Raw genomic sequence first — 25,376 nt, 5'->3', positions numbered from 1 at the left:
ATGAGTCTGCCGAAAGACGACGCCGCGGCACTGTCGGCGCGCTGGACCGAGGGCGTGCTGCTCAAGCGCGACGTGTTCTCGACCGTCGAGCGCGGCCGCTTTCGTAGTGACAATGGCGAGGTCGACGCCGTGCTGCGCCGGCTCGACGAGGTGCCGTGGTGGTCGTTCCTGCTCGCGCGCCATTTGTTCGCGCGCGAGAAGTATGCGTTGAGGTTGGCCAAGGGCCTGAACGTCGGTCCCGAGTTGCTGTGGGCCGGCCGCCGCGCGCTGGTGCGCGGCTTCGTGGACGGCGTCGCGCTGCATCTTGCAAAACCGCATGGCGACCTCGCCTATTTCCGCTCGGCCAAGGCGGCGCTGCGCAGGCTGCGCCGTGCCGGCATCTGCCACAACGATCTGGCCAAGGAACAGAACTGGCTGGTTGGCCGTGATGGCCGCGCCTATGTCACCGACTTCCAGCTCGCAGCCTGCTTTGAACGGCGCGGCCGGCTCTATCGTATCCTGGCCTATGAAGATCTCCGGCATCTGCTCAAGCACCAGCGCTCCTACGCGCCCGAAGCGCTGACGCCGCGCGAGCGCAAAATCCTGGCGAAGAAATCCTTCGCAGCGAGCCTGTGGCTTGCCACCGGCAAGAAGGTCTACCGGGCGATCACACGCGGCCTGTTCAATTTCACCGACCGTGAGGGCGGTGGCCGCCGGCTCGTCAACGACGCCCCGGTGCTGGCGGAACTGATCCGCAAGAACCCGGCTGTGCGCGACACCGCCATCGTCGCGTTCGCCGATCGACGGTCCGGCGTCGGGCTCTACGCGTTCGTCGAAGGCGATCAGGCTGCGCTCGAGGGCCAGCTCCGCAACGAGCTTGCCGCCGTCAAAGGTCCGAAGCCGCCGGAACACATCCAGGTCGTGCACGCGCTGCCGCGCGACAGCAGCGGCAAGCCCCGCACCGAGATCCTGCAGCTGGTCGCCATGAACCAGCTCGATCTGATCGAGCCGATGATGAAGAACGACCAGGACCGCGCATTCCTCAAGGACATCCTGGAGCAGCGCAAGAACCTGCGCGACCGCTTCAACTTCGAGGCGGACCTGCCGGCGAGCTAGCTCCGTGGTCCGCGCCATGAAGCCTCCACATTGGCGATAGAGAAGCGGTCGGATCATGCGGCTTGGCGGGCTTATGGGCATTCAGAGAACGACACATCGGGTGGTTGGCGGCATGATCGCCGGCCTTGTTCTGCTTGCGGCAGCGCCCGCGATGGCCGAATCCCCGGCCGAATTGATCTCCAGCTTCCGCCTCAAGCACGGTGAGGTCCGCGTCGTGCGCGACGCAACCCTCGACCGCATTGCCATGGACCAGGCGCGCGCGATGGCGGCGAAGGACGATCTCAGTCACGATGCACTCGGCCCGTTCAATCGCCGCGTCGCGCCGGCCGGCGCGGGGCGCGCCGCCGAGAACATCGCCTATGGCTACGACAATTTCGAGAAGACGCTGGGACAGTGGATCGACTCGTCCGGGCACCGCAAGAACCTCTTGCTGCACAACGCTTCCCGCGTCGGGATCGCGAACGCCAGGAATGCCAGCGGCAAGCGCACTTACTGGGCGATGGTGATAGCCGGCGATTACGAGCCGAAGAAGGGCAAGGGCAAGAAGGACACGGAGCCGCTGGTTGCCGTGAAGCGCGAGGCCGCGCCTGCCAGCAGGCCCAAATCGAGCAACTGCCACGTCAAGCTGCTCGGGCTCTGCATCTGAGACGAAGCCAGGCATCGACCCCCGGCCGCAACTTGCTAGCAGTCTCAGGTGCGCCTAATTCATGCAGGAGCATCGCGAGAGGTGGAGGCTCATTTGATTGACATCGACCGAATACGGGCTGACACGCCCACCGCCTCCCGGCTTGCCTATCTCCACAATGCGGGCGCGGCTCTCATGCCGGCGCCCGTCGTCGCAGCAATGAAGCAGCACATCGATCTGGAGAGCGAGATCGGAGGTTACGCCGCCGCTGATCGCGAAGCCGATCGGCTGGAATCGGTTTACGGCTCGGTCGCCCGGCTGCTGAATGCCGCGCCCGATGAAATCGCGCTCGTGGAGAACGCGACCGTTGCCTGGCAGATGGCGTTCTACGCGCTTCAATTTCGTCAAGGCGATCGCATCCTGACCGCCGAGGCTGAGTATGCGGCCAACTATGTCGCCTTTCTTCAGGTCGCCAAGCGCACGGGCGCGATCATCGACGTCGTGCCGAGCGATGCCAGCGGTGAGCTCGATATCGACGCGCTAGAACGCATGATCGACGGGCGGGTGAAGCTCATCGCCATCACCTGGGTTCCGACCAATGGCGGGCTGGTCAATCCGGCGACGGCGATCGGCCGGATCGCGCGGGCGCAGGCAATTCCCTATCTGCTCGACGCCTGCCAGGCGGTCGGCCAGATGGCGGTGGACGTGGAAGCCATCGGCTGTGACATGCTGTCGGCAACCGGCCGAAAATTCCTGCGCGGCCCGCGCGGCACCGGCTTTCTCTATGTCCGCCGGGCGCTGCTGCAACAACTCGAGCCGCCGATGATCGACCACTTCGCTGCACCCTGGGTCTCGCGCGATGAATATCGGCTGCGCGACGACGCGCGACGTTTCGAGACCTGGGAGAACAATTATGCAGCCAGACTCGGACTCGGCGCGGCCGTCGATTACGCGCTCGCCATCGGTTTGGGTCCTATCGAGCAGCGCTGCCGATTGCTTGCGGACCGTCTTCGCGGCGGCCTCGCCCGCATTCGCGGCGTCACAATTCGCGACCTCGGTCGACGTCCGGGCGCCATCGTCAGCTTCACGGTCGATGGACATGAGGCGGGCGCCATTGTCAAAAGCGCTGCCGCCGCCGGCATCATCATCGGCGCGTCGGATCCCGCCAGCACACGCATCGATGCCGAAGTCCGCGCGCTGCCACCGCTCGTGCGCGCCTCCCCGCACTACTACAACACGGAAGCCGAGATCGATCGGCTGATCGACCATCTGGCGAGCCTGGCGCCGCGATAGCGCGTGGTCGCGCGCCGCTCAGGTGCAGCGCGCGCTCAATCCGGATGCACTGAGCCGTGCCATGACCTCGTCGAGATGCGCGCTGTCGCGGGTCTCGATGACGAGTTGCAGCAGCGTCGCCTTGGCCGGAAGGTCGGAGAAGGTCCGCTGATGCGAGACCTCTATGATGTTGGCGCCGGCCTCGGCCAATAGCGCGGCCACGGCAGCCAATTGGCCGGGACGGTCCGGGATGTCGAGCGACAGCTGGGTCAGCCGCCCCTCGCGGGCCAGTTCGCGCGTGAGGACCGACGCAATCAGCCTCGTGTCGATATTGCCTCCGCTCAGGACCAGGCCAACCTTCTGGCCGGCGAAACGGGAGCGATCGGACATGAGCGCGGCGAGGCCGGCGGCGCCGGCGCCCTCCACGACGGTCTTCTCGATCGAGATCAGGGTCGCGACCGCGCGCTCGAGTTCGGCTTCGTTGACGAGCGCAATGTCGTCGACGAGGCGCCGGACGATTTCAGTCGTGATCTTGCCGGGCGATTTGACCGCTATGCCTTCGGCGAGCGTATCACCGCGCGCAGGCAGAGCGCCACCATGGATGGCATTGTACATCGAGGGATAGAGCCATGCCTCGACGCCCAGGATACGCAGCGAGGGCTTGATCGATTTCGCGGCGATGGCGATGCCGCTGATCAGGCCGCCGCCGCCGATCGGGACGACCAGCGTGTCGAGCTCCGGCACGGCCTTGAGCATCTCGAGCCCGACAGTCCCCTGCCCCGCGATGACAAGCGGATCGTCGTAAGGATGGACGAAGATCAGGCCGCGGGCTTCGCCGTGGCTGCGCGCGAATGCGGCCGCCTCCTCCAGCGTCGCACCTGTCACCAACACCTCGGCGCCGTGATGCTTGGTATTCTCGACCTTCACCATCGGCGTGCCGACCGGCATCACGATGGTGGCGGGGATACCGAGCCGCTTGGCGTGATAGGCGACGCCCTGCGCATGGTTGCCGGCCGACATCGCGATGACGCCGCGGGCGCGCTCCTCCGCCGTCAGTGCAGTCAGGCGATTGAGCGCGCCGCGTTCCTTGAACGAGGACGTGAACTGGAGATTTTCGAATTTCAGCCAGATGTCGCAGCCGCAAATATTGCTCAGCGTACGGCTGTAGCTACAAGGCGTCTCGACGACAGCGCCCCGGATGGTCTCGGCGGCAGCGAGAATGTCGTCAGATGCGACCGAAAAGTCGCTCGGATCGGAGGACATGGTTTGGGACAACTCGGCCATGGAACAGCATAGAGCATTTGGCAAATCGAGGCGATAAGCCAACCTCTATTTGGTAAATTCCCGCGATCGTGAGGCTCGCCACAACGTCCAGAGCGTGCGCAGCCGCGACGACGGCTGCGGCGTAAACGGATGACGTCCCGGCTGCGACAGGCGCTTGAGGTCGGCCCGAACCTGGCCGAGCGGCAGAAACGCAGACCGCGCCGATACCGGCACCTCCGGCAGCAGCGACAAGGCGGTGGTCAAATGTTGCTGCGCCTCGCTGATGAGCTGTTCAAGCACGGCATCGAGATTGGCGCTCTCCTTGCCGGCGAACACGTCCTCCATGCTGCAGCCATGGCTCGTCAGAAGTTGCTGCGGCAGGAACAACTGCCGGTGCGCGGCATCGCGCGGCAGGCTCGATATGATCTGCACGATGCCCTGGGCCAGCCCGGCATGCCTTGCCAGATGCTCGGCTGCCTGCGAAGGCGGCGCCATGATCCTCGCAGCGAGCGCGAACAGCACCGAACAGGTCGCCGCCAGATAGCCTTCCAGCGCCGTCAACGTCGGCATCGGATCGTTGTAGAGATCGAACTGGTGCTCGTCGGCGAGCAGCGACAGCGGCTCGACCGGCAGATCGAAATCGCGGATCGCACGCAGCAGCTCGGACGCCACCGGATTGCCCTCGGCGCTGCCATGGACCTGGCCCGACAGCATGTCGGTCCACCATTGCAGCCGGATTTCCCCGGGCAGTGGCTGGCTCACCTGGTCGCGGACGCGGACGATCTCGACGTTGAAGGCATAGAGCGCCAGCAGCGCGCGGCGCTCGGTCGCGGGCGCGAACAGGGTCGCGGCATAGCGCGGAAAGTCATGACTGCGCACGAGATCGGCGCAGAAGGTGACGGAATCGGCCGGAACAGCAGCGCCGCTCATGGCACGGCGATCAGCGCGGCCGCGACGCGCCGCCGTTCGCCGATCATGATGTTGTAGGTGCGCACGGCGGGGCCGGTCTGCATGGTGTCCAGCACCACCCTCACCGCTTTCAAGGCCTGGCGCAGTTCCGGCGGCGGCAGCCAGACCCCCGCTCCAGTGCCGATCAAAAGCGTGTCGATGCTGTTGGCGGCCGTGAACACCCGATCCAGCGAATAGCGGTCAATCTTCGCCGGGTCGGTCACGTCCCAGGCCCAGATCGCGTCCGGCAGGCACAGCAGCGAGCCGCGATGGGACATGCCCGCAAAGGCGAAGCCGCCCTTGCCATAGGCCTCGATCGGCGCGGAGCGCGGGAAATGTGGTGCGTTGGGATCGCCGGCCATCAGCCTCGTCCGAATGAGCTTACTGCCCCCGCAAACGCATGCGGGGCATGCGGTTCGGATCATGCCTTGTTTTTCTTTGCCGGCGTAACCGTATCGGGCGCATCCTCGCGATGCTCGCCGACTCCGAGATAGATCAGGATCGGAGCCGCGATGAAGATCGAGGTATAGGTGCCGACCAGCACCACGCCGAACATCATCACCGCGGTGAAGCTGTGGATGGCATGGCCGCCGAACAGCAGCAGGGCCAGCAGCGCCAGCGTCACCGTGAAGTGGGTGATGATCGAACGCGACAGCGTCGAGTTGATCGATTCGTTGAGAAGCTGCGGCATCGGCATCTTCTTGTACCGCCGCAGCATTTCACGGATGCGGTCGTAGATGACGACGGTGTCGTTGAGCGAATAGCCGAGAATCGTCAGAAGCGCGGCTATGCTGGTCAGGTCGAAATCGACCTGGCTGATCGACATGAAGCCGATCGTCAGCACAATATCATGCACGTTGGCGATCATGGCGCCGAGCGCGAACTGCCATTCGAAGCGGAACCAGAGATAGATCAGGATCGAGACGATCGCGAGCATCAGGCCGAGCATGCCGTAGGCAAGCAGCTCGCCGGCGACGCGCGGGCCAAGCACCTCGACACGGCGGTATTCAATGGAATCGCCAAGAGCGGTGCGCACCTTCTGCACGGCATCTTGCTGCGCCTTGTCGCCGCCGGGCTGCTCGGCGACGCGGATCAAGACGTTCTCGGGACCGCCAAATTGCTGCAGCTGGACTTCGCCAAGACGCAAACCATCCAGTGTCGTGCGCATCGCCGAGATGTCGGCGGCGCCGGATTTGGCCCGTACCTCCAGCAGCGTGCCGCCCTTGAAGTCGATACCGAGGTTCAGGCCGTGGGTAAAGAACAGCGTGATGGCGATGATCGACAGCGCCGCCGAGATCGGGAAGCTGATGCGACGGAAGCGCGTGAAGTCGAAATGCGTGTCGTCCGGGACGATACGCAGCGACGGCAGCAGGCCGAGGGCCGCGACCACGGTGAGAATGGCGATGAGGACGCCGAGCCCGATGAGAACGGTCTGAGTCACAATCAGGCTCCTAGATCGGCACGTTCTGCGGCCGCTTCCACCGCACCCACCAGGCAACGATCAGCCGGGTCAGGGTGAAGGCGGTGAACACCGTGGTGATGATGCCAATGCCGAGCGTCACGGCGAAGCCGCGTACCGGGCCGGTGCCGATGTAGAACAGCACGGCGGCGGCGATGAAAGTCGTGATGTTGGAATCGAGGATGGTCGCCAGCGCCCGCTTGAAGCCGGCGTCGATCGCCGAGATCGCGTTGCGACCGCCGCGCAGCTCCTCGCGGATGCGCTCGTAGATCAGCACGTTGGAATCGACCGCGATGCCGACGGTGAGCACGATGCCGGCGATGCCGGGCAGTGTCAGCGTGGCGTTGAGCAGCGACAGCAGGCCGAAGATCATGGCGACGTTGATGGCCACCGCGATGTTGGCGAACACGCCGAACAGCCGGTAGGTCAACAGCATGAAGATCACGACGAGGATCGAGCCGACGTAAGCCGCAAGCTCGCCCTTCTCGATCGAGTCCTGGCCGAGGCCCGGACCGACCGTGCGCTCTTCGACCACGGTCAACGGGGCCGGCAGCGCGCCGGCGCGCATCAGGATCGCGAGGTCGTTGGCGGACTGGACCGTGAAGCTGCCCGAGATCTGTCCCTGCCCGCCCGTGATGGGCTCGTTGATCCTGGGCGCAGAGATTACCTTGTTGTCGAGCACGATCGCGAAGGGCAGCCCGACATTCTCTTGTGTAGCCTGCGAGAACTTGCGCGCGCCCGACGTATTGAACTTGAAGCTGACGACCGGTTCGCTGGTGCGCTGGTCGAAGGTCGCCTGGGCGTCGATCAAATCGCTGCCGGCGACCAGCACCTGCTTCTTGACAACATAGGGCGTAGGCGGCGGCGACGCGCTCATCAGCAACTCGGATTCCGGCGGCAACCTGCCCTGTTGGGCCTGGTCCGGCGACACGGTCGTGTCGACCATGCGGAATTCCATCTTCGCGGTCTCGCCGAGTATCTTCTTGAGGCGCGTCGGGTCCTGAAGACCCGGGACCTGCACGAGGATGCGGTCGTTACCCTGGCGCTGGATCACGGGCTCGACGGTGCCGAGCTCGTTGACGCGACGTTCCACGATCTGGATCGATTGCTCGATGGTCTTGCGCATGCGGTCGAGCATCGCCGCCTGCGGGACGGTCAGCCGGATCACGCCGCCACCGGCATCGGTCACCTCGAGGTCGCGTTGACCGCTGGATCCCATCAGGCCGCCGAGCGGCTGGGACAGCTCGCGCAGCTTGGCGAGCGCCGGCTGAAAATCGGTGTCCTTGGTGATGCGAACCTCGGCCGCGTCGTTGCGCACGGTGACGCCGCCGGTGAAGCCGATCTTGGCATCGCGCAGCGTGCGGCGGACGTCGTCGCGAACCTGATCCAGGCGCTCCTTCTTCACATAGGCGGAATCGACCTCAAGCAGCAGATAGGAGCCGCCCTGGAGGTCGAGGCCGAGCACGAGCCGACGCTGTGCCCAGGCGGGCCAGGTCTTGACCTGCGACTCCGGGAAGAAGTTCGGGACCGCGCAGAGGCACACGATCAGCGCCGTCAGGATAATCCCCAGCGCCTTCCACCGCGTGAAATACAACATCGACTGGACCTGTCAGATCAGGAGACTTGGGAGAGACTCGCGGAAGTGCTCACTTCGACGCGGCGTCGTCCTTTGCGTTTTCCTTGGCGCTTTCCTTCGCGCTGTCTTTGGCCGGCTCGCCCTTGGCGCGCACGCCGGAGACCATCGAGCGCATCTGCCGCACCCGCACGCCATCGGCGATCTCGAACTCGATCTGGTCGTCGTCGACGACCTTGGTGACCTTGCCGACGAGGCCGCCCGAGGTCACGACGGTGTCGCCGCGGCGGATGTTCTTCACGAGGTCGGCGTGGTCGCGCACCTTCTTCTGCTGCGGACGCAGAATCAGGAAGTACATGATCACGAAGATCAGGGCGAACGGCAGCAGCGACATCAACATGCTGTTGGTATCGCCGGCGCCCGCGGCCTGGGCATACGCAGGGGTAATCAGCATTCGGAACGATCCTCGTGGAAACGGGGGAAAGCCGGTCAGGCCCTCAAAGGCGACCGGTTCGGTCAAATTCGCGCGGACTATAGCGGCCACTGTCCCAATTGCAACGCTGCCAGACCGCCCATTTGGTCACCTTGCGGCGCGGCCTCAGGCCCGATAAGGCTGCATTCTCAGGAACTTCGGACATGCCCAAAAAACCAAGCAAAAGCCCGGCCGGCAAAGGCCCCCGTACCCCTGCCAGGAAGCCTGCCCGCGTCGCGGCAAAACGCCCCACGGCGGCCTCACAGGCAACCCCCGACCTCTCCCAGGACCGCATCGTCCGCGCGCTGGAGACCATCGCGGCGCACCTCGCAGCCCAGGGCAAGCCGCCCGCCGGACGCGAGTCGTTCAGGCAGGCGGATGCCTATGTCTGGCACCCGGACGGCCGCCTTGCGGCGGTGCCGCGCGTCAGCCGCGTTGAGCTGTTCCTGCTCAAGGGCGTCGAGCGGATGCGCGACATCCTGATGGAGAACACGGAGCGCTTCGCCAATGGCCTGCCCGCCAACAATGCCCTGCTCTGGGGCGCGCGCGGCATGGGCAAGTCGTCGCTGGTGAAGGCCGCGCATGCCAGCATCAACGCGCAGCGCAAGGCCTCCGACAAGCTGAAGCTGATCGAGATCCACCGCGAGGACATCGAGAGCCTGCCGGCTCTGATGGAGCAGCTGCGCGCCTCGTCCTTCCGCTTCATCGTGTTCTGCGACGACCTCTCCTTCGACGGCAATGATGCCTCCTACAAGTCGCTCAAGGCGGTGCTCGAAGGCGGCATCGAGGGCCGGCCCGAGAACGTCATCCTCTACGCCACCTCGAACCGCCGTCATCTGCTCGCGCGCGAGATGATCGAGAACGAGCGCTCGACCGCGATCAATCCCGGCGAAGCGGTCGAGGAGAAAGTCTCGCTGTCGGATCGCTTCGGCCTGTGGCTCGGCTTCCACCGCTGCAGCCAGGACGAATATCTCGCCATGGTGCGCGGCTATTGCAGCCATTTCGGCGTCAAGATCGACGACGAGGCGCTGGAGCGCGAAGCGCTGGAATGGTCGACGACGCGCGGCTCGCGCTCGGGCCGCGTCGCCTGGCAGTTCGTGCAGGAGCTTGCGGGACGGCTGGGCGTGAAGCTGACGGGGAAGTAGCGGGAGCTATCTCGCCGCGCTCAACTGTCATTCCCCGCGAAGGCGGGGAATCCAGTACGCCGCGGCTTCTCGGCTTAACAACAATCGTCGCTGGAATACCGGATCGCCCGCTCCAGTGCGCAATTGCGCACAGGGCGGGCGATGACAGCTTGGATGTGGTGACGGCGCGCCCTACTCCGGGCTCGCGCCTTACGCCCCGTTCAGGAATTGAAGCGGGTCAACCGGGGTCGATCCCTTGCGGATCTCGAAGTGGAGCTGCGGCGACGCCACCTCCCCGGATTGACCCGACTTGGCAATGACCTGACCGCGCTTGATGGTATCGCCGCGCTTCACCATCAGCTCACTCGCATGGGCATATGCGGTGACGTAGCCGTTGGAGTGCCGAACCAGGACCAGATTGCCGTAACCTTTCAGCTCGTTGCCGGAATAGGCGACGACGCCGTCTTCAGCCGCCTTGACCGGCGTCCCCTCGGGCACCGCGAGATTGATGCCGTCATTGGACTTGCCGTTGGTCTTGGCGCCGTAGCTCGTGACCACCTTGCCGCGCACCGGCCAGCGGAAGGTCGGCAGCGCGCCGGTGGCTTCCGCAGCCTTTGCCGACGCCTCGGCCGGCTTCTCTTCGACATTGGCCGTGGCCTGAGCCAGGCGCGCGCTCTGCACCGGCGCCGCAACGGAAGCCATCTTGGTGGCAGGAGCGGGAGCGGCAGCAACGGGCTGCAGCGTGCCGGCGACCGGGGCGGCCATGACGGGAGCGACCGGCGCTGCGACGGCGGCAGTCTTTGCACCGGGCACGGTCAGCTTGGTGCCGAGCTTGAGTTTCGCCGAGGGATCGAGACCATTGGCGCGGGCCAGTTCAGCCGCGGAGATGTGGTTCTTGCGCGCGATGCTGGCGAGCGTGTCGCCGCGGTTGATGAAATGCATGCTCGACGGCGCAGCCATGGCTGCAACTGGCCTGGCAGCAGGCGCCGGAGCCGCCGCGACGGGAGCCATCACCGGCGCGGGTGCAGCAGCGGTCGCGCCCGGATGCGGGATGATCAATTGCTGGCCGGGCGAAAGTGCGCGCGGGCCCTTGTAGCCGTTAGCCGCCATGATCGCCTGCGGTGTGACGTGATAGCGCTTGGCGAGCACGTCAAGCGTGTCGCTGGTGCCGACGATGATCTTGGTCCCGCCGGCCGGCTGAGCGGCCGCGACCGAGCGCGGCGGCACGGTGGCCGTGGTCTCCAGATGCGGCTGCGCCGGGGGCGCGTATGAGCTGACGCCGCGGCCACCTCCGGACACGCCGCCACCCGCGGCGACGGGATAGGACGCCGGCGCGGACACCGCCGGCGGCGGCAATGGCTGTGACTGATAATAGCCGGATTGGGTCTGCGGCCGCGAATATTGCGGCAGCTCACGCTGCGGCGGCGGCGCCTGCTGCACCGAGCCGGTCTGGTCAGACGAGAAGGGATTGGAGAAATTCGACTGGGACAGCCGCGACTGCATGTCGGCGCTGCACCCTGCAAAGCTGAACGAGATCAGCGCCAGCACCGCAACCTGCGGCACGCGGCGCGAGTAAAGCAACTCGGCGACAACTGACATGGTTACTCACTCGTACGCAACAGAACTGGTCTTTTAAGTAAACACGCCCCGAGTAAATAACGGCTTAACCCTCCCAATAAGATGTTGGCAGCACAACCGATCCGGATCTACAGCTCTCGCGCCACGCCGGGCAGCGCCGGGACGAAGCGGACCTCGACGAGTTCCTTGCGCTCGACCCCGGCTTCGGTCCGGCTCAACCGGATCAGCGTCTGCACGCCCTGATGCGGGCCCACCGGCGCGATCAGGATGCCTCCGACCTCGAGCCGCTCGACCAGGTTCTCCGGAATCTGCTCCATCGCGGCCGTGACGATGATGCGGTCGAACGGGCCGATATTGGCGGGCAGATTGAGCCCGTCGCCCAGCATCACCTCGACATTGTGGTAGCCGAGCTTCTCGATCCTGGCGCGCGCGACGTCCGCCAGCTTGCGGTAGCGTTCCACCGTCAACACCTGCCCGGCGAGCCGCGAGAGCACGGCGGCCTGATAGCCGGAGCCGGTGCCGATCTCGAGCACGCGGTGGTGCTTCTGAAGCTGGAGCTGCTCGGTCATGTAGGCGACGACGAAAGGCTGGCTGATCGTCTGCCCGCAGGCGATCGGCAGCGCGCTGTCACGATAGGCCCCCTCGCGATCGGCCTCCTCGACGAACTGGTCGCGCGGCACCTCCTCCATGGTTCGCAGCACCGCCTGGTCGCTGATACCCCGACGCCTCAGCGAGAGCTGAAACATCATCTTTTCCGGCGGAGGCTGATTGGAGGTCATCGCTGCTTGTATCGTCCGGATCATCGCTTGCGGAGCCCAAAGCCCGGGCCAAGAATCTTGTTCCTGCTCAGGAACCCATGATAGCCTTTGCTCGCGGTGTTTGACCACAAATTGGCTGGCGGCGGGTTTAGCCGCAAAGGCCATTTTCTCCCGTTCGCCGAAACGCGCATTGCGTCGATTCGCGTTATCTGCGAACGTTTTCCGCAAATGGGCAAGGACTCAACGACAATGACCGCGACAGGGCTTTCGGGCCGCTCTGTATTCCTCGTCGAGGACGAGGTGATGATCAGGATGATGGTCGCGGACATGCTCGAAGAGCTCGGCTTCAAAGTGGCGGCTGAAGCCGGCGATATCGCCGAGGCCATGCGGCTTGCCGAAGCGACCCAGTTCGACATCGCCATCCTCGACGTCAACGTCAACGGCAAGGTCATCTCGCCGGTTGCCGATCTCATCAAGGCGAAGGGCTGCCCGTTCATCTTCGCCACCGGCTACGGCTCTTCCGGCCTGCCCGAGCAGTATCGCGACCGGCCGGCGCTGCAGAAGCCATTCCAGCTGGATGCGCTCGGCAAGACCATCGAAGCCGCGCTTCGCGGCGGCTAGCGGCTACTTCAGCGTCGCGCTCAGCGCTTCCGAAAACGCCTCGTTGGTGCGGTCCAGCCTGAGCGGCGTGACCGAGACATAGCGCTCGCGGAGGGCTGCCAGATCGGTGCCTTCAGCCGGCGTATCCATCATGGCGGCGCGCTCGAAGCCGATCCAGAAATAGGGATTGTTGCGGCCATCCCTGCGCTCGTCGATCCTCAGGAATCCGAGGTTGCGCTTGCCCTGGCGTGTGACACGGATGCCGAGCACGTCTTCCGGCGCGCAGGACGGAAAATTGACGTTGATGACGGTGTCCTTCGGGATGCCGGCAGCGATCACCTTGCGCAGGATGTCGGGCCCGAACCTGCGCGCGGTGTCCCACGGCGGACGGTCGCGGGTCTCGACGCTGAACTCCTGCGACAGCGCAAACGAGGGCAGCCCCAGAATGGTGCCTTCCAGCGCGCCGGCGATGGTGCCGGAATAGACCACGTCTTCGGCGACGTTGCGGCCCTTGTTGACGCCGGACAGGATGAGGTTCGGCGGCTGGGTGCCCAGGATGTGCCGCGCGCCCATGATGACGCAGTCGGTCGGCGTGCCGCGCACGGCGAAGTGCCGCGGGCCGACCTCGCGCAGGCGCAAGGGATCGTTCAGCGACAGCGAATGCGACACGCCGGACTGGTCGAGCTCGGGCGCGACCACCCAGACGTCGTCGGACAGCGCCTTGGCGATCTCCTCCACGACCTTGAGGCCGGGAGCATGGATGCCGTCGTCATTGGTGCAGAGAATGCGCATGCGAAAGATCGATTCCTGTTTGAGCCGTCTTATCCGGCTACGGCCGGGGAGGCAAACCGGCGGCGGTCTGGGATCCAGCTCATTGCGGCGGCGCAGCACGCCGCCCTGGACGAGCGCGATGCCGTATTAACGGCGGATGCGCCATTGCGGCAGGAAGCGCGCGAGCCGGCCTTCGGCACGCAGCGTCATCGCCAGAACGACCGGGCACACGACGGGCGCCTCGACGACGCCGAGCGCCTTCAGCTGCGCCACGATCGGAGCCGCCTCCACCGTCCGCGGAAAACGTTCGCGCGCCACCGTCAGGGCCTTGTCGAAATCCGCAGCGTTGACTCCGGGCTTGGCCCGCCGGCTCTGCACGAGAGTGTCGTCCCACAGCCGCGCGACATCGATGTCGAGCGCGCCGCGCAGCCGCTGGTCGACGGCCTGGATGCCGGCACCTGTCACCGCCCATTGCCTGCCGACCCAGAAGATGTCGCTGTGTAAAGCCATGTACGGTGGTTCGCGTTGTCGGGTGGCCGGCAGGATAACCGGCCGCCCGATCTACGCAACCAAACGTTTCCAACGTTTCAAACTGGCAACGCGATTAGTCGCGCGCCACAACTTTCAGGCCGCCCATATAGGGCTGCAGCACGCTGGGGACCGCGATCGAGCCGTCCTCCTGCTGATAGGTTTCCATCACGGCGATCAGCGCGCGACCGACCGCGGTGCCGGAGCCGTTCAGCGTGTGGACGAAGCGCGGCTTGCCGTCCGGCCCGCGCGAGCGCGCGTCCATGCGCCGCGCCTGGAAATCTCCGCAGACCGAGCAGCTCGAGATCTCGCGGAACATGCCGCCCTCGCCCTGCCCGGGCATCCAGACCTCGATGTCATAGGTTTTTTGCGACGAAAAGCCCATATCTCCTGCGCAGAGCGTCATCACGCGGTAATGCAGGTCGAGCTTCTGCAACACCTGTTCGGCGCAGGACAGCATCCGCTCCAGTTCGTCCTTGCTCGCCTCGGGCGGCGTGATCGAGACCAGCTCAACCTTGGTGAACTGGTGCTGGCGGATCATGCCGCGGGTGTCGCGCCCGGCCGCGCCCGCCTCGGCACGGAAGCACGGCGTCAGCGCGGTCAGCCGCATCGGCAATTGCTTCTCGTCGAGAATGGATTCGCGCACCAGGTTGGTGAGCGAGACTTCCGCGGTCGGGATCAGGCCGAGGCGTTCGGTCTTCAGCCGCTCGTGGTCGGGCGCGGCGAGCAGTTCGCCCTTGATCGCCCAGAACTGATCGTCCTCGAATTTTGGCAATTGCCCGGTGCCGAACATCACTTCGTTGCGCACAAGGAGCGGCGGGTTGATCTCGGTATAGCCGTGTTCAGTCGTATGCAGATCGAGCATGAACTGGCCGATCGCGCGTTCGAGCCGCGCCAGCCCCTTCTTCAGCACGACGAAACGCGCGCCGGAGAGTTTTGCCGCCGCCTCGAAATCCATGTAGCCGAGCGCGACGCCGAGATCGTCATGCAGCTTCGGCACAAAGCTGTAGCTGCGCTTGTTGCCGAACACATGGTGCTGCAAATTGCCGTGCTCATCGACGCCATCGGGCACTTCGTCGAGCGGAATGTTCGGGATCGCGGACAGTTCTTTCGCCAACTCCTCGTCAGCAGCCTTGGCGGCGGCCTCGAGCTCCGGCATCGTGGTCTTGAGCTCGGCGACCTCGGCCATCAGCTTGGCCGCGCGCGCCTCGTCCTTCGCCTTCTTGGCGTCGCCGATCTCCTTGGAGGCCGCATTGCGCCGCGCCTGCGCCTGCTCCGAGGCCAGGATCGCCGCACGCCGCTTCTCGTCGATCGCGAGCAGCGAGGCCGACAACGGCTTCAGGCCCCGCCGGGCGAGGCCGGCGTCAAAGGTTTGCGGATTGTCGCGGATTGATTTGATGTCGTGCATGGCCGTGGTCCTGGATGAGTGCGTGAACCTACAACGGCGAACGTTGCAAGCCAGCGCGTTCCCCCTAGCACAGCTGTCATCGCCCGCGAAAGCGGGCGATCCAGTATTCCAGAGACGGCGGTGATTCCTCGACAGGCCAACGCGTGCTGGATTCCCCGCCTACGCGGGGAATGACACCACGGTTGTGGCCCCTACTCTGCCGGATTGGCCGGTGTCGACACGTCGGTACCGGTGGTGGCCTGCGAGGCCGCCGCCTTCTTCTCCACCATCGCCACCGCGATAATCGAGCCCTCGTACAGCAGGAGCAAGGGGATCGCGAGCGAGCACTGGCTCAGTATGTCAGGCGGCGTCAACACGGCCGCGATCACGAAGGCGATCACGATGAAATAGCGCCGCTTCTCGCGCAGCATTTTTGCCGAGACGACGCCGATCCGGCCGAGCAGCGTCAGGATCACCGGAAGCTGGAAGGCGATGCCGAAGGCGAAGATCAGCGACATCATCAGCGACAGATATTCGCCGACCTTGGGCAGCAGCTGGATCTGCGCGGTCTCGTCGCTGCCGGCCTGCTGCATGCCGAGCGAGAAGCGCACCAGCATCGGCAGCACGACGAAATAGACCAGCGCAGCGCCAAGCACGAAGAAGAACGGGGTCGCGACCAGATACGGCAGGAACGCGTTCTTCTCATGCTTGTAGAGCCCGGGCGCGACGAACTTGTAGATCTGCGTCGCGATGATTGGGAACGAGATGAAGCCGGCACCGAACAGCGCAAGCTTGAGCTGGGTGATGAAATATTCCAGCAGCGCCGTGTAGATGAACTTGGAATTCTCGGGGCCTGCGACCCATACGAACGGCCAGACCAGCACGTTGTAGATCTGCTTGGCGAAGAAAAAGCAAAAGATGAAGGCCACGCCAAAGCCGAGCAGCGCCTTGATCAGCCGCGAACGCAGCTCGATCAGATGGTCCATCAAAGGGGCTTTGCTGGCCTCGATATCGGCGTCGCTCATGACGCTTTGGCGTCCTTGATCGCTTCGGCTGGCGCGGTGTCTTGAGCGACCGTTGCCTGCTCAACCTCACGCGTGATGGCGAGCGGCTCGTTCACTGCCGCATGCGCCTCGGCTTCCACGAAGGTTTCCGGCGTCGGGGCTTCGGGAGTTGTTGGCGTCGTCAGCGCTTCACTTGAAGTCGTCGGCGCTTCACTTGAAGGCGCAGGCGGTTCGACGGCGGTGATTGTCGGTGTCTCGGCCGGCTTGTCGAGCGCATCGACGCGAAGCGCGTCGCTGACGTCCTTCTGGAGCGAGGTCATCAGGTTGTTGCCGGCAAAGCCGGAGGCGGCTTCCTTGACCTCGTCGAAGCTCTTCTTGAGGTCGGCCATTTCGGCCTCACGCATCGCTTCCTGGAACTGGCCCTGGAATTCGGCGGCCATCTTGCGGGCCTTGCCCATCCACTGCCCGACCATGCGCAGCACGCCCGGCAGCTCTTTCGGGCCGATGGCGACCAGGGCCACGACCCCGATCAGGACCAGTTCACTCCACCCGATGTCGAACATGAGGTCTTCCGTTCAGGCCAGCCGCGACCGGCCCAATCCTCTCCACGCAGGATCGGGGGCCGCCCGCGTCCGTCCACGCTTTGGCTCAGACGGCCTTGCTGCCGACGTCGGACCGCGCCGCGGTCGGCGCGGCAGTGTGCTCGATGGACTTGGCCGGCTCGGACTTGTCGGCGACCTTGTCGTCGTCCTGCATGCCCTTCTTGAACGCCTTGATGCCCTGCGCCACGTCGCCCATCAGATCCGAAATCTTGCCGCGGCCGAACAGCAGCAGGACGACTGCGATCACCAGGATCCAGTGCCAAATGCTAAGCGAACCCATCCTGCAACCCTCCAAACACCCATGGCCGGGACCCGGCCGATCTTGACCGGAACGTAGGCTTGGCAGGTGTCAAAAACAAGGACCAAGGCAGCGCCAATTCGCTGTTGGCGCTACGTAATCTTGCTAATGTTAACCTGTCGCAGGGGACTTGAGAAAGGCCGGACGTCAGTCCTCGCTGCTGCTGCCCTCGCCGCCCTCATTGCCGCCTTCTGGCGCATCGGGCTCGACCGCAGGCGCCAGCGCCAGATCAAGCTCCTCACCGGGTTCCAGCGGATCCTCGTCCTCGCGCAACTGCGGGTCATCCGACGGCGTCGGCACGCTGAAGCCGGTCGGCAGCCGCGAATCCAGCAGACCCGTGCCCTTCAGCTCCTCCAGGCCCGGCAAGTCGCCGAGCTGTTCCAGGGTGAACTGCGACAGGAAGTCCTCGGTGGTTCCGAAGGTCAAGGGACGGCCGGGCGTCTTTCGACGGCCGCGCGGCTTGATCCAGCCGGTCTCCAGCAGCACGTCGAGCGTGCCCTTCGAGGTGACCACGCCACGAATCTCCTCGATCTCGGCGCGTGTCACTGGTTGGTGATAGGCGATGATTGCCAGCACCTCGATCGCGGCGCGCGACAGGCGGCGGGTCTCGGTGCTCTCCCGCGTCATCAGCCAGGCGAGATCGCCCGCCGTGCGGAAGGTCCATTTGTTGGCGACCCGCACGAGGTTCACGCCGCGCAGGGAATAGTCGGCCTGCAGCTGCTCCAGTGCAGCCTTGACATCGACACCCTCGGGCATGCGCTTGGCCAGCGTCGCGGTATCCAGCGGTTCACTCGAGGCAAACAGCAGCGCTTCCAGCAGCCGCAATTCCTCGGGACGCGCCTGGGATTCGTTCTCCATCGGCTCGGCCTCGTCTACCCGCACTTCAGCCAGGCTTGCCATGGTAGATTCTCCTTCTTGCACTTAAGCGACCGGCGCGTCGGGCGCGGGAGCTGCGTCCGGAACCGGTTTGGGACGGCCCTTGCGGAAATAGATCGGCGCAAACGCCTCTTTCTGGTTCAGCTCGAGCTGACCTTCACGCACCAGTTCGAGCGCGGCCGCGAAGCTCGAAGCGAACACCGTCGCGCGCTGCGTCGGATCGGCGACGTGCCGGATCAGGAAGTCGTCGAGTACGCCCCAGTCGTCCTGCTCGCTGATGCTGCCGACCAGCCGCTCCAGCGTGGCGCGCGCCTCGGCGAGCGACCACACCGTGCGCTTGGCCAGATGCACGCTCGCCAGCACGCGCGACTGGCGCTGTGAGGCATAGGCGGTGAGCAGGTCGTACAGCGTCGCGGTATATTTCGGATGCTTGATCTCGGCGATCTGCTCGGGCTCGCCGCGCGGGAAGATGTCGCGCAGCAATTGCTGCCGGTTCATCAGACGGTTGGCGGCTTCGCGAATGGCTTCCAGCCGGCGCAGGCGGTTGGCGAGCGCGGTCGCCATCTGCTCTGCGCTCGGACCTTCGGCGCTCGGCGGCTCCGGCAGCAGCAGGCGCGACTTCAGGAAGGCGAGCCAGGCCGCCATCACGAGATAGTCGGCCGCAAGCTCAAGCCGGATCTTTCGCGCGGCTTCGATGAAGTGGAGATACTGGTCGGCCAGCGCCAGGATCGAGATCTTGGCGAGATCGACCTTCTGCTGCCGCGCCAGCGCAAGCAGCAGGTCGAGCGGGCCCTCATAGCCTTCGACGTCCACCACCAACGCCGGCTCACCCTCGGCGAGCTCTGCGGGCCGCCCGGTTTCAAACGATAGGATTTCTGCGGTCATGCGGATGCCGTGTTTGCCCGTGCGATCAATGCGTCCAGTTCGGCGCGTGCGGCTGCCCGGTCGAATGGCTGCGGCGCCTTGCGTGCGGCGAGCGCGACGTTCGCCCGCCCCAGCGCCTTGCCGGACAATTCAGGCGTCTGGCCGGCAACTTCGCGCATCTCCTCGATGTTGCCGTTACAATGCAGGGCGACGTCGCAACCGGCCGCGAAGATGGCGCGGGTCCGCTCGGCAATATTCCCCGACAGCGCGTTCATCGACACGTCATCACTCATTAACAAACCCTGGAACCCGATCACGCCGCGAATCACCTGAGCGATCATTGTCGCAGAAGTCGTCGCCGGATGGGCGGGGTCGACCGCGCTAAACACAACATGTGCAGTCATGGCCATCGGCAGGTCCGCCAGCGGCTTGAACGCGGCGAAGTCGGTTCGCTCGAGCTCCTCCCGGGGCGTATCGACCGTCGGCAGCTTGAAATGGGTGTCGGCGGTGGCCCGGCCGTGGCCGGGGATGTGCTTGAGCACAGGCAGCACGCCGCCCTGCTCCAGGCCCTCGGTGACGGCGCGCGCGATTTCGGCAACCTTGCCCGGCTCGGTGCCGTAGGCCCGGTTGCCGATGACGGCGTCGGCACCCGCGACGGGCACGTCAGCCAGCGGCAAGCAATCCACGGTAATGCCGAGATCGACGAGATCGGCCGCGATCAACCGGGCGCTGAGGCGCGCTGCGGTGAGCCCGAGGGCCGAATCAATGTCGTACAAATTCGCGAAAATGGCGCCTGGCGGGTAGACCGGCCAGTGCGGCGGACCCAGCCGCTGCACCCGTCCGCCCTCTTGGTCGATCAGGACGGGCGCGTCAGCGGCCCCTGCGACTGCCCGCAATTCCGCAACCAGCGCAGCAACTTGAGCTGGTGTCGCGACATTGCGCTTGAACAGGATGAAGCCCCATGGGCGCTCGGCACGGATAAACTCCCGCTCGGCGGCGGTCAGTTCCGTTCCGGATACGCCGGTAATGAAGGCCCGCGTGCTCATAAGGGCCGATTAACCCTGCCCCGCGAGGGGGTCAAGGAAACGGCCGTTAATTCCTCTGGACGAAGCAGGCCGACAAGCCCGCAGACTTCAGACTGTTGCAGGCCTGCGTCGCCTCCTCGGCCGATCCATAGGGGCCAGCGAAGGCGCGGTAGACGACCCCTTTGCCCTTGTCGGTAAGGTCGACCCGCTTGATGACAGGCGAGCGGGAGCCCAGCACGCTGCCATACTTGCTCTGAAGGACGCGGTAGGACGCAGCCGCGCTGTCCTCACTCTGCTGCGAGGAGACCTGCACGACGTAGCCGCCACTGCTGGCGGGCGCGAGCTGTGTCGGGTTGGTTGCGGCCATCCGCTGCGGCGGCTCGGCCGCGGGCGCCGATTGCGGGGCCAGCGAGAGCGGCTGATTGGCGCTGGCGTTGGCCGAGGTCGGCGGACTACGCGGCACGGCGGGCGCAGCCATGGGCTTCGGCGCAGTTGCCGGCTTGGCCGCAGCCGACTGCGGCATGGCGCTATCGGTCTGATCGCCTCTCACGGCCACGGTCCTGACCGGGCGCGGCGAATTGTTCGGCAACGTGCCGTTGCTCGCCAGTTGACCCGCGCCGGGCGGCGGCGCCGCGGACGGCGAGACGCTCGATACCGTCGGCGGGTTCGCATTCTGGTTCAGCGGCGGAAACACCACGCGAGGACCGCCCGCCCTGGCATTGACGTCGACAGGCGCCTCTTCGCGCGGCACGATCTTCTCGGAACCGTCGCCGCTCGCCATGCGATCGGGCACCTTGGCCGCGGAGTCCGTGGGCGCCGGCACGATCTTGGTTGGCGTGTTGTCGGCCTTGATGATCGGCGGCTCGCCGCTGCGGGGCGACCCGACATATGTTTTGTAGGCGAAGGCCGCGCCGGTGCCGACCACGGCAAGCGTGAGGATCGCCGCAACCGTCATCATGCCGCCACGCGGCTTCTTCGGCTCGTCGAGATCAGCCTCGGGATAATCGCTCTGAAAGGCGTAGGGATCGTCGGGATAGGCAGGATCGCGCTGATAGTCCTGCTCGCCCGCCTCAAGCCGTCCGTAGAGCGCATCGTCGTAGCGCGCCGGATCGGGCTGCTGATACGGCTCCTGATAGGCTGGCTCTTGGTAGGCCTGATCCTGCGGCTGGAGCGTATGCCCCTGATACGACTGATCTTGATAGGCTTGGTCCTGATAGGCTTGCGGCTGATGAAAATCAGGTTCGGGCGCGGTCGGCTGGGCTGAATAGCGATGCAATGGATGAACCGGGTTCACGGAGACAGGATAGTCGGACTCTGGCGCTGGCGCCGACTGCACGTTGGCGCGCCGCATCCATGAGGGCGGCCCGGGCGGCGGCGGGGCCTGCTCGGCGTAATCCTGCTGATAATCGTCCTGCGGAGAATCGTCGTCCTGATAACTCTGGGTGGGCGCTGGAACAGCCGGCGCGGGCGCGCTGGGCCGCACCTGCGCCGCGAACGGATCGGTTTGTCCGATCAGGCGGGCGAGCTCGGCCAAGGGATCGGTTTCCGCCTTGCCATGCGGGTCGCCACCGCGACCATAGTCATCGGAAGGAAACCGTCTGTCCTGATATCGTTCGGCCATCGTGATGATGCGTCCCTTCGGGAAAGCCGCGCGCCCCTCGACCAAGGCACGGCCTTCGACCCACAAGGCTTTGAACCAAATCTAAGCGATCCGGCTTCTGCCGGTACCCCCAAAAATTCCCCTTAAGTAGTTCGCCCCAAACTACCGCATCTCGTCCGGAGCATGGACGCCGAGGATGGCGAGGCCCGATGCCAGGACAGAGACGACGCCCTGGACCATGGCCAGCCGCGCCTTCGTTAGCTCTGCATCATTATTGATAATGAAGCGTAAATAGGGCAAATCCCGCCCCTTCGTCCAAAGTGCATGAAATTCGCTGGCTAAATCATAGAGATAAAAGGCAATTCGGTGCGGCTCGTGGGCGCTCGCGGCCGCTTCCAGCAGGCGCGGATAAATTGCGAGCCGCCTGAGAAGGTCGAGCTCCACAGGGTCTGACAGTCGCTCCACAGCCGACTCACCGAGCCAGGCGATCCGCTTCTCCGAGTCCTCGGGCAAGTCCGGGAACACTTCCGTCCGCGCATTGCGGAAGATCGAGTGGCCGCGGGCGTGGCCGTACTGGACGTAGAACACAGGATTGTCGCGCGATTGTTCCATGACCTTGGCGAGGTCGAAGTCGAGCACCGCGTCGTTCTTGCGATAGAGCATCATGAAGCGGACGGCGTCCTGCCCGACCTCATCCACCACCTCACGCAAGGTGACGAAGTCCCCGCTCCGCTTCGACATTTTTACCGGTTCGCCGTTGCGCAGCAACTTCACGAGCTGGACGATCTTGACGTCGAGCGCGCCCTTGCCGGAGGTCGTGGCCTTCACCGCCGCCTGCATGCGCTTGATATAGCCACCATGATCGGCGCCCCAGACGTCGATCATCTCCGCAAAACCACGGTCGAACTTGTTCTTGTGGTAGGCGATGTCGGAGGCGAAGTAGGTGTAGGAATTGTCCGACTTGATCAGCGGACGATCGACGTCGTCGCCGTAGGCAGTCGCCTTGAACAGCAACTGCTCGCGGTCTTCCCAGTCCTCGACCGGCGCGCCCTTCGGCGGCGGCAGGCGCCCCTCGTAGATGTCGCCCTTGGCCTTGAGGAAATCGATGGTCTCGGCGACCTTGTTGTTGCCGCTCTCGATCAGCGAGCGCTCCGAGAAGAACACGTCGTGACGGATGTTGAGGGCGGCGAGATCGTCCTTGATCTCATCCATCATCATCGCGATCGCCTTGGCGCGCACCGTCGGCAGCCATTGCGCCTCGCTCATCGTGCGGAGCTTGTCGCCGTGTTCCTTGGCGAGAGCCTGCCCGACCGGTTTCAGATAGTCGCCGGGATAGAGGCCTTCCGGCATGGCGCCGATATCCTCGCCGAGCGCCTCGCGATACCTCAGGAACGCGGACCGCGCGAGCACATCCACCTGTGCGCCAGCATCGTTGATGTAGTACTCGCGCGTGACATCGTGCCCCGCGAAATCCAGCAGGCTCGCCAGCGCGTCGCCGAACACGGCGCCGCGGCAATGGCCGACATGCATCGGTCCGGTCGGGTTGGCCGAAACATACTCGACGTTGACCTTGGAGCCGCCCCGGACGCGGCCGTAGTCGGCACCCTCGCGCAGCACGGTGCGCAGCGCCTCGGCCCAGGCGGCCGGCTTCAGCGTCAGATTGATGAAGCCGGGGCCGGCGACATCGACCTTGGCGATCAGCGCGTCAGCGCGCAGCCGCTCGGCGATCTGCTCGGCGAGATCTCGCGGCTTGGCCTTGGCCTCTTTCGCAAGCACCATCGCGGCGTTGGTCGCCATATCGCCATGGGAGGCATCGCGCGGCGGCTCGACCACCACGCGGGAGAAATCGATGCCCTCGGGCCAGCTGGCGTCCGCCGCGAGCGCGCGGCAGGCGGCGTGCACGCGTGCGAGTACGTCGGCGAACAAATGCAGGGATGAGGATGTCTCGGGCATGGCCGCCGCCTAACGCAAATCGGGGGTCGAGTCAAAGAGCCGCTGGTGCTCGGTCAGGGCGAAACGGTCGGTCATTCCGGCGATGAAATTGCCGATCCGCCGGGCCCGGTCGCCCTCATCGTCCGCCTCCGCCCCCGCCAGCCATTCCGGCGGCAGTTCGGCCGGCACCTTCAGGTATTTCGCGAACAGGTCGAACAGGATCTGCTCGGCCTCCCCCATCACCCGCATCACGCGCTTGTGGCGGTACATGTGCTGATAGAGGAAGCGCTTGATGGCGGCCTCCTCCTCGGCGACCTCGGCGGGGAACACGACCAGCGCCCGGCTCTGCTGGCGCACGTCCTGGGCCGATTGCGGTTTCACAGCGGCGAGGCTCTTCTGCGCCTCCGTGAACACCGCGCCGATCAGGTGGGAGATCAGCTCGCGCACCAGCTCGGCACCGCGCCTGACGTCTTCGAGGTCGGGGTAGTGCGCGGACGTCTCGGCAATGATCTCCGCGGTGAGCGGCATCACCTTGAGGTCGTCGAGGTGGAACAGGCCGGCCCGCAGCCCGTCGTCGATATCGTGCGCGTCATAGGCGATGTCGTCGGCGATTGCAGCGACCTGTGCTTCGAGTGACGCGAAGCTCCAGAGTTCGAGATCGTAGATCCTGGTGTAGTCGGCGATGCCGACGGGAATGCCATGCTCGCGATAGCGCCCGACCGGCGCGCCGCTGCGATCGGTCAGCGGGCCGTTGTGCTTGACGATGCCCTCAAGCGACTCCCAGGTCAGGTTGAGCCCGTCGAATTCGGGATAGCGGTGCTCGAGCGAGGCGACGACGCGGAGCGTCTGGGCATTGTGGTCGAAGCCGCCAAAATCCTTCAGGCACGCGTCCAGCGCCCGCTCGCCGGCATGCCCGAACGGCGGATGGCCGAGATCGTGGGCGAGCGCCAGCGTTTCGGTGAGGTCCTCGTCGAGCCCAAGCTGCCGGGCCAGCGCCCGGGCGATCTGGGCCACCTCCAGCGAATGGGTCAGCCGGGTACGGTAGTGATCGCCCTCGTGGAACACGAATACCTGGGTCTTGTACTTCAGGCGGCGGAACGCTGTGGAATGGATCACCCGGTCGCAATCGCGCCGGAACGGGCTGCGGGTCCGGCTCGGCGGCTCAGCGACCAGCCGGCCGCGGCTGCGATCGGGGTCGCAGGCAAAGGGCGCGCGGGGGGCTGCCATTCCGACGGACACGGCGAATTTAGTCCCTATCCATTTGATTCTGCGTATGGTGGCACTTAACTATGACGGACGCGGGATACCAAATGAATTGGGCAAGTGAATCGGCCAAGTGAATTTGCCACGTGAATTTGGTATGATTGCGGGCCTATCGGAGAGGACCTATGACGACAGACGTGACCATCAGTGACCGCGCCGCACGCCGGATTGGGGAGATCCTCAAGGGCGAAGGCACAGGCGCGATGCTGCGCATCTCCGTCGAGGGCGGCGGCTGTTCCGGCTTCCAGTACAAGTTCGACATCGATCGCGCCCGCACCGACGACGATCTCGTGATCGAGCAGGAGAGTGCCGTGGTGCTGGTCGATTCCGCCTCGCAACCGTTCCTGGCGGGATCGCAGGTCGACTTCGTCGACGACCTGATCGGAGCCTCGTTCCGCGTCAACAATCCGAACGCGACGGCGTCCTGCGGCTGCGGGACCAGCTTCTCGATCTGATCGC

Annotated in this window: 26 protein-coding genes; 6 read left to right on the top strand and 20 right to left on the bottom strand. The window is 65.2% G+C overall.

Features of this window, described 5'->3' with window-relative positions:
* From WHZ77_RS16175 to WHZ77_RS16165, 3 genes are all read left to right on the top strand, one after another.
* Positions 1–1,095, top strand: a complete 1,095-nt coding sequence (locus WHZ77_RS16175; protein WP_375314519.1) for a serine/threonine protein kinase — start codon at positions 1–3, stop codon at positions 1,093–1,095.
* A gap of 73 nt (positions 1,096–1,168) precedes the next feature.
* Positions 1,169–1,741: a CAP domain-containing protein gene (locus tag WHZ77_RS16170; protein WP_375314518.1), complete on the top strand. Its 573-nt coding sequence runs from the start codon at positions 1,169–1,171 to the stop codon at positions 1,739–1,741.
* 93 nt (positions 1,742–1,834) lie between these two features.
* Complete coding sequence (locus tag WHZ77_RS16165; protein WP_375314517.1) at positions 1,835–3,013, top strand: aminotransferase class V-fold PLP-dependent enzyme; 1,179 nt, start codon at positions 1,835–1,837, stop codon at positions 3,011–3,013.
* Positions 3,014–3,031: 18 nt separating this feature from the next.
* Here WHZ77_RS16165 and WHZ77_RS16160 read toward each other — a convergent pair whose 3' ends face one another.
* Genes WHZ77_RS16160 through yajC form a run of 6 tightly spaced genes read right to left on the bottom strand, consistent with a single transcriptional unit; the run spans position 3,032 to position 8,689 of the window.
* Complete coding sequence (locus WHZ77_RS16160; RefSeq protein ID WP_375314516.1) at positions 3,032–4,276, bottom strand: threonine ammonia-lyase; 1,245 nt, start codon at positions 4,274–4,276, stop codon at positions 3,032–3,034.
* Positions 4,277–4,321: 45 nt separating this feature from the next.
* The gene (locus WHZ77_RS16155) at positions 4,322–5,185 is read right to left on the bottom strand and encodes a phytoene/squalene synthase family protein (protein ID WP_375314515.1); all 864 of its coding nucleotides are present in this window, start codon (positions 5,183–5,185) and stop codon (positions 4,322–4,324) included.
* Entirely contained in the window at positions 5,182–5,565 is a 384-nt protein-coding gene (locus WHZ77_RS16150) for an Mth938-like domain-containing protein (RefSeq protein ID WP_375314514.1), read from the bottom strand. The genes WHZ77_RS16155 and WHZ77_RS16150 overlap by 4 nt, the downstream gene beginning before the upstream one ends.
* A 59-nt stretch (positions 5,566–5,624) precedes the next feature.
* Positions 5,625–6,644 (bottom strand): protein translocase subunit SecF, encoded by a 1,020-nt coding sequence (gene secF, locus WHZ77_RS16145; RefSeq protein WP_375314513.1) that lies wholly within the window; start codon positions 6,642–6,644, stop codon positions 5,625–5,627.
* Positions 6,645–6,654: 10 nt separating this feature from the next.
* Positions 6,655–8,259 carry a protein translocase subunit SecD gene (secD, locus tag WHZ77_RS16140; RefSeq protein WP_375314512.1) on the bottom strand — a complete coding sequence of 535 codons (1,605 nt, stop codon included), beginning with the start codon at positions 8,257–8,259 and terminating at the stop codon, positions 6,655–6,657.
* Between the two features lie 49 nt (positions 8,260–8,308).
* A complete protein-coding gene (gene yajC / locus WHZ77_RS16135; RefSeq protein ID WP_375314511.1) occupies positions 8,309–8,689 on the bottom strand; it encodes a preprotein translocase subunit YajC in 381 nt (126 codons plus the stop codon).
* 182 nt (positions 8,690–8,871) lie between these two features.
* Here yajC and WHZ77_RS16130 point away from each other — a divergent pair, with 182 nt between their 5' ends.
* Positions 8,872–9,852, top strand: a complete 981-nt coding sequence (locus WHZ77_RS16130; protein ID WP_375314510.1) for an ATP-binding protein — start codon at positions 8,872–8,874, stop codon at positions 9,850–9,852.
* Between the two features lie 189 nt (positions 9,853–10,041).
* On the opposite strand, the gene WHZ77_RS16125 is transcribed toward WHZ77_RS16130, so the two are convergent.
* Positions 10,042–11,430: a peptidoglycan DD-metalloendopeptidase family protein gene (locus WHZ77_RS16125; protein WP_375314509.1), complete on the bottom strand. Its 1,389-nt coding sequence runs from the start codon at positions 11,428–11,430 to the stop codon at positions 10,042–10,044.
* A gap of 107 nt (positions 11,431–11,537) precedes the next feature.
* Positions 11,538–12,188: a protein-L-isoaspartate(D-aspartate) O-methyltransferase gene (locus tag WHZ77_RS16120; RefSeq protein ID WP_375314508.1), complete on the bottom strand. Its 651-nt coding sequence runs from the start codon at positions 12,186–12,188 to the stop codon at positions 11,538–11,540.
* Between the two features lie 228 nt (positions 12,189–12,416).
* Between WHZ77_RS16120 and WHZ77_RS16115 the strand changes: the two genes are divergently transcribed.
* Complete coding sequence (locus WHZ77_RS16115) at positions 12,417–12,788, top strand: response regulator (protein ID WP_375314507.1); 372 nt, start codon at positions 12,417–12,419, stop codon at positions 12,786–12,788.
* A gap of 3 nt (positions 12,789–12,791) precedes the next feature.
* On the opposite strand, the gene surE is transcribed toward WHZ77_RS16115, so the two are convergent.
* The 12 genes from surE to WHZ77_RS16055 form a co-directional block, all read right to left on the bottom strand.
* A complete protein-coding gene (gene surE, locus WHZ77_RS16110; protein WP_375314506.1) occupies positions 12,792–13,559 on the bottom strand; it encodes a 5'/3'-nucleotidase SurE in 768 nt (255 codons plus the stop codon).
* Positions 13,560–13,685: 126 nt separating this feature from the next.
* A complete protein-coding gene (locus WHZ77_RS16105; RefSeq protein WP_375314505.1) occupies positions 13,686–14,048 on the bottom strand; it encodes a hypothetical protein in 363 nt (120 codons plus the stop codon).
* Between the two features lie 94 nt (positions 14,049–14,142).
* Positions 14,143–15,474 carry a serine--tRNA ligase gene (serS, locus tag WHZ77_RS16100; protein ID WP_375314504.1) on the bottom strand — a complete coding sequence of 444 codons (1,332 nt, stop codon included), beginning with the start codon at positions 15,472–15,474 and terminating at the stop codon, positions 14,143–14,145.
* Positions 15,475–15,665: 191 nt separating this feature from the next.
* Positions 15,666–16,478: a twin-arginine translocase subunit TatC gene (tatC, locus tag WHZ77_RS16095; RefSeq protein WP_375314503.1), complete on the bottom strand. Its 813-nt coding sequence runs from the start codon at positions 16,476–16,478 to the stop codon at positions 15,666–15,668.
* Entirely contained in the window at positions 16,475–17,020 is a 546-nt protein-coding gene (gene tatB, locus WHZ77_RS16090) for a Sec-independent protein translocase protein TatB (protein WP_375314502.1), read from the bottom strand. Before tatB ends, tatC begins: the two co-directional genes overlap by 4 nt.
* Before the next feature lie 85 nt (positions 17,021–17,105).
* Positions 17,106–17,339 (bottom strand): twin-arginine translocase TatA/TatE family subunit, encoded by a 234-nt coding sequence (locus WHZ77_RS16085; protein WP_375314501.1) that lies wholly within the window; start codon positions 17,337–17,339, stop codon positions 17,106–17,108.
* Between the two features lie 165 nt (positions 17,340–17,504).
* A complete protein-coding gene (gene scpB, locus WHZ77_RS16080) occupies positions 17,505–18,257 on the bottom strand; it encodes an SMC-Scp complex subunit ScpB (RefSeq protein ID WP_375314500.1) in 753 nt (250 codons plus the stop codon).
* A gap of 21 nt (positions 18,258–18,278) precedes the next feature.
* Positions 18,279–19,118 carry a ScpA family protein gene (locus tag WHZ77_RS16075; protein ID WP_015685905.1) on the bottom strand — a complete coding sequence of 280 codons (840 nt, stop codon included), beginning with the start codon at positions 19,116–19,118 and terminating at the stop codon, positions 18,279–18,281.
* Positions 19,115–20,143: a beta-N-acetylhexosaminidase gene (gene nagZ / locus WHZ77_RS16070; protein WP_375314499.1), complete on the bottom strand. Its 1,029-nt coding sequence runs from the start codon at positions 20,141–20,143 to the stop codon at positions 19,115–19,117. Before nagZ ends, WHZ77_RS16075 begins: the two co-directional genes overlap by 4 nt.
* Positions 20,144–20,189: 46 nt before the next feature.
* A complete protein-coding gene (locus WHZ77_RS16065) occupies positions 20,190–21,743 on the bottom strand; it encodes an SPOR domain-containing protein (RefSeq protein ID WP_375314737.1) in 1,554 nt (517 codons plus the stop codon).
* A 141-nt stretch (positions 21,744–21,884) separates the two neighbouring features.
* On the bottom strand, positions 21,885–23,675 hold the full coding sequence (gene argS / locus WHZ77_RS16060; protein ID WP_375314498.1) for an arginine--tRNA ligase: 1,791 nt from the start codon (positions 23,673–23,675) through the stop codon (positions 21,885–21,887).
* A 9-nt stretch (positions 23,676–23,684) separates the two neighbouring features.
* Positions 23,685–24,881 carry a deoxyguanosinetriphosphate triphosphohydrolase gene (locus tag WHZ77_RS16055; RefSeq protein ID WP_375314497.1) on the bottom strand — a complete coding sequence of 399 codons (1,197 nt, stop codon included), beginning with the start codon at positions 24,879–24,881 and terminating at the stop codon, positions 23,685–23,687.
* A 161-nt stretch (positions 24,882–25,042) separates the two neighbouring features.
* On the opposite strand from WHZ77_RS16055, the gene erpA reads away from it, so the two are divergent.
* Positions 25,043–25,372, top strand: coding sequence for an iron-sulfur cluster insertion protein ErpA (gene erpA / locus WHZ77_RS16050; protein ID WP_143845586.1), 330 nt, complete (start codon positions 25,043–25,045; stop codon positions 25,370–25,372).
* Positions 25,373–25,376 lie beyond the last annotated feature (4 nt).

It is taken from the genome of Bradyrhizobium sp. A5, from assembly GCF_042076515.1.
Classification (GTDB): Bacteria; Pseudomonadota; Alphaproteobacteria; order Rhizobiales; family Xanthobacteraceae; genus Bradyrhizobium; species Bradyrhizobium cosmicum.
The sequence above is the reverse complement of the archived record's forward strand: the minus strand, read 5'-3'. Positions and strand labels throughout refer to the sequence as shown.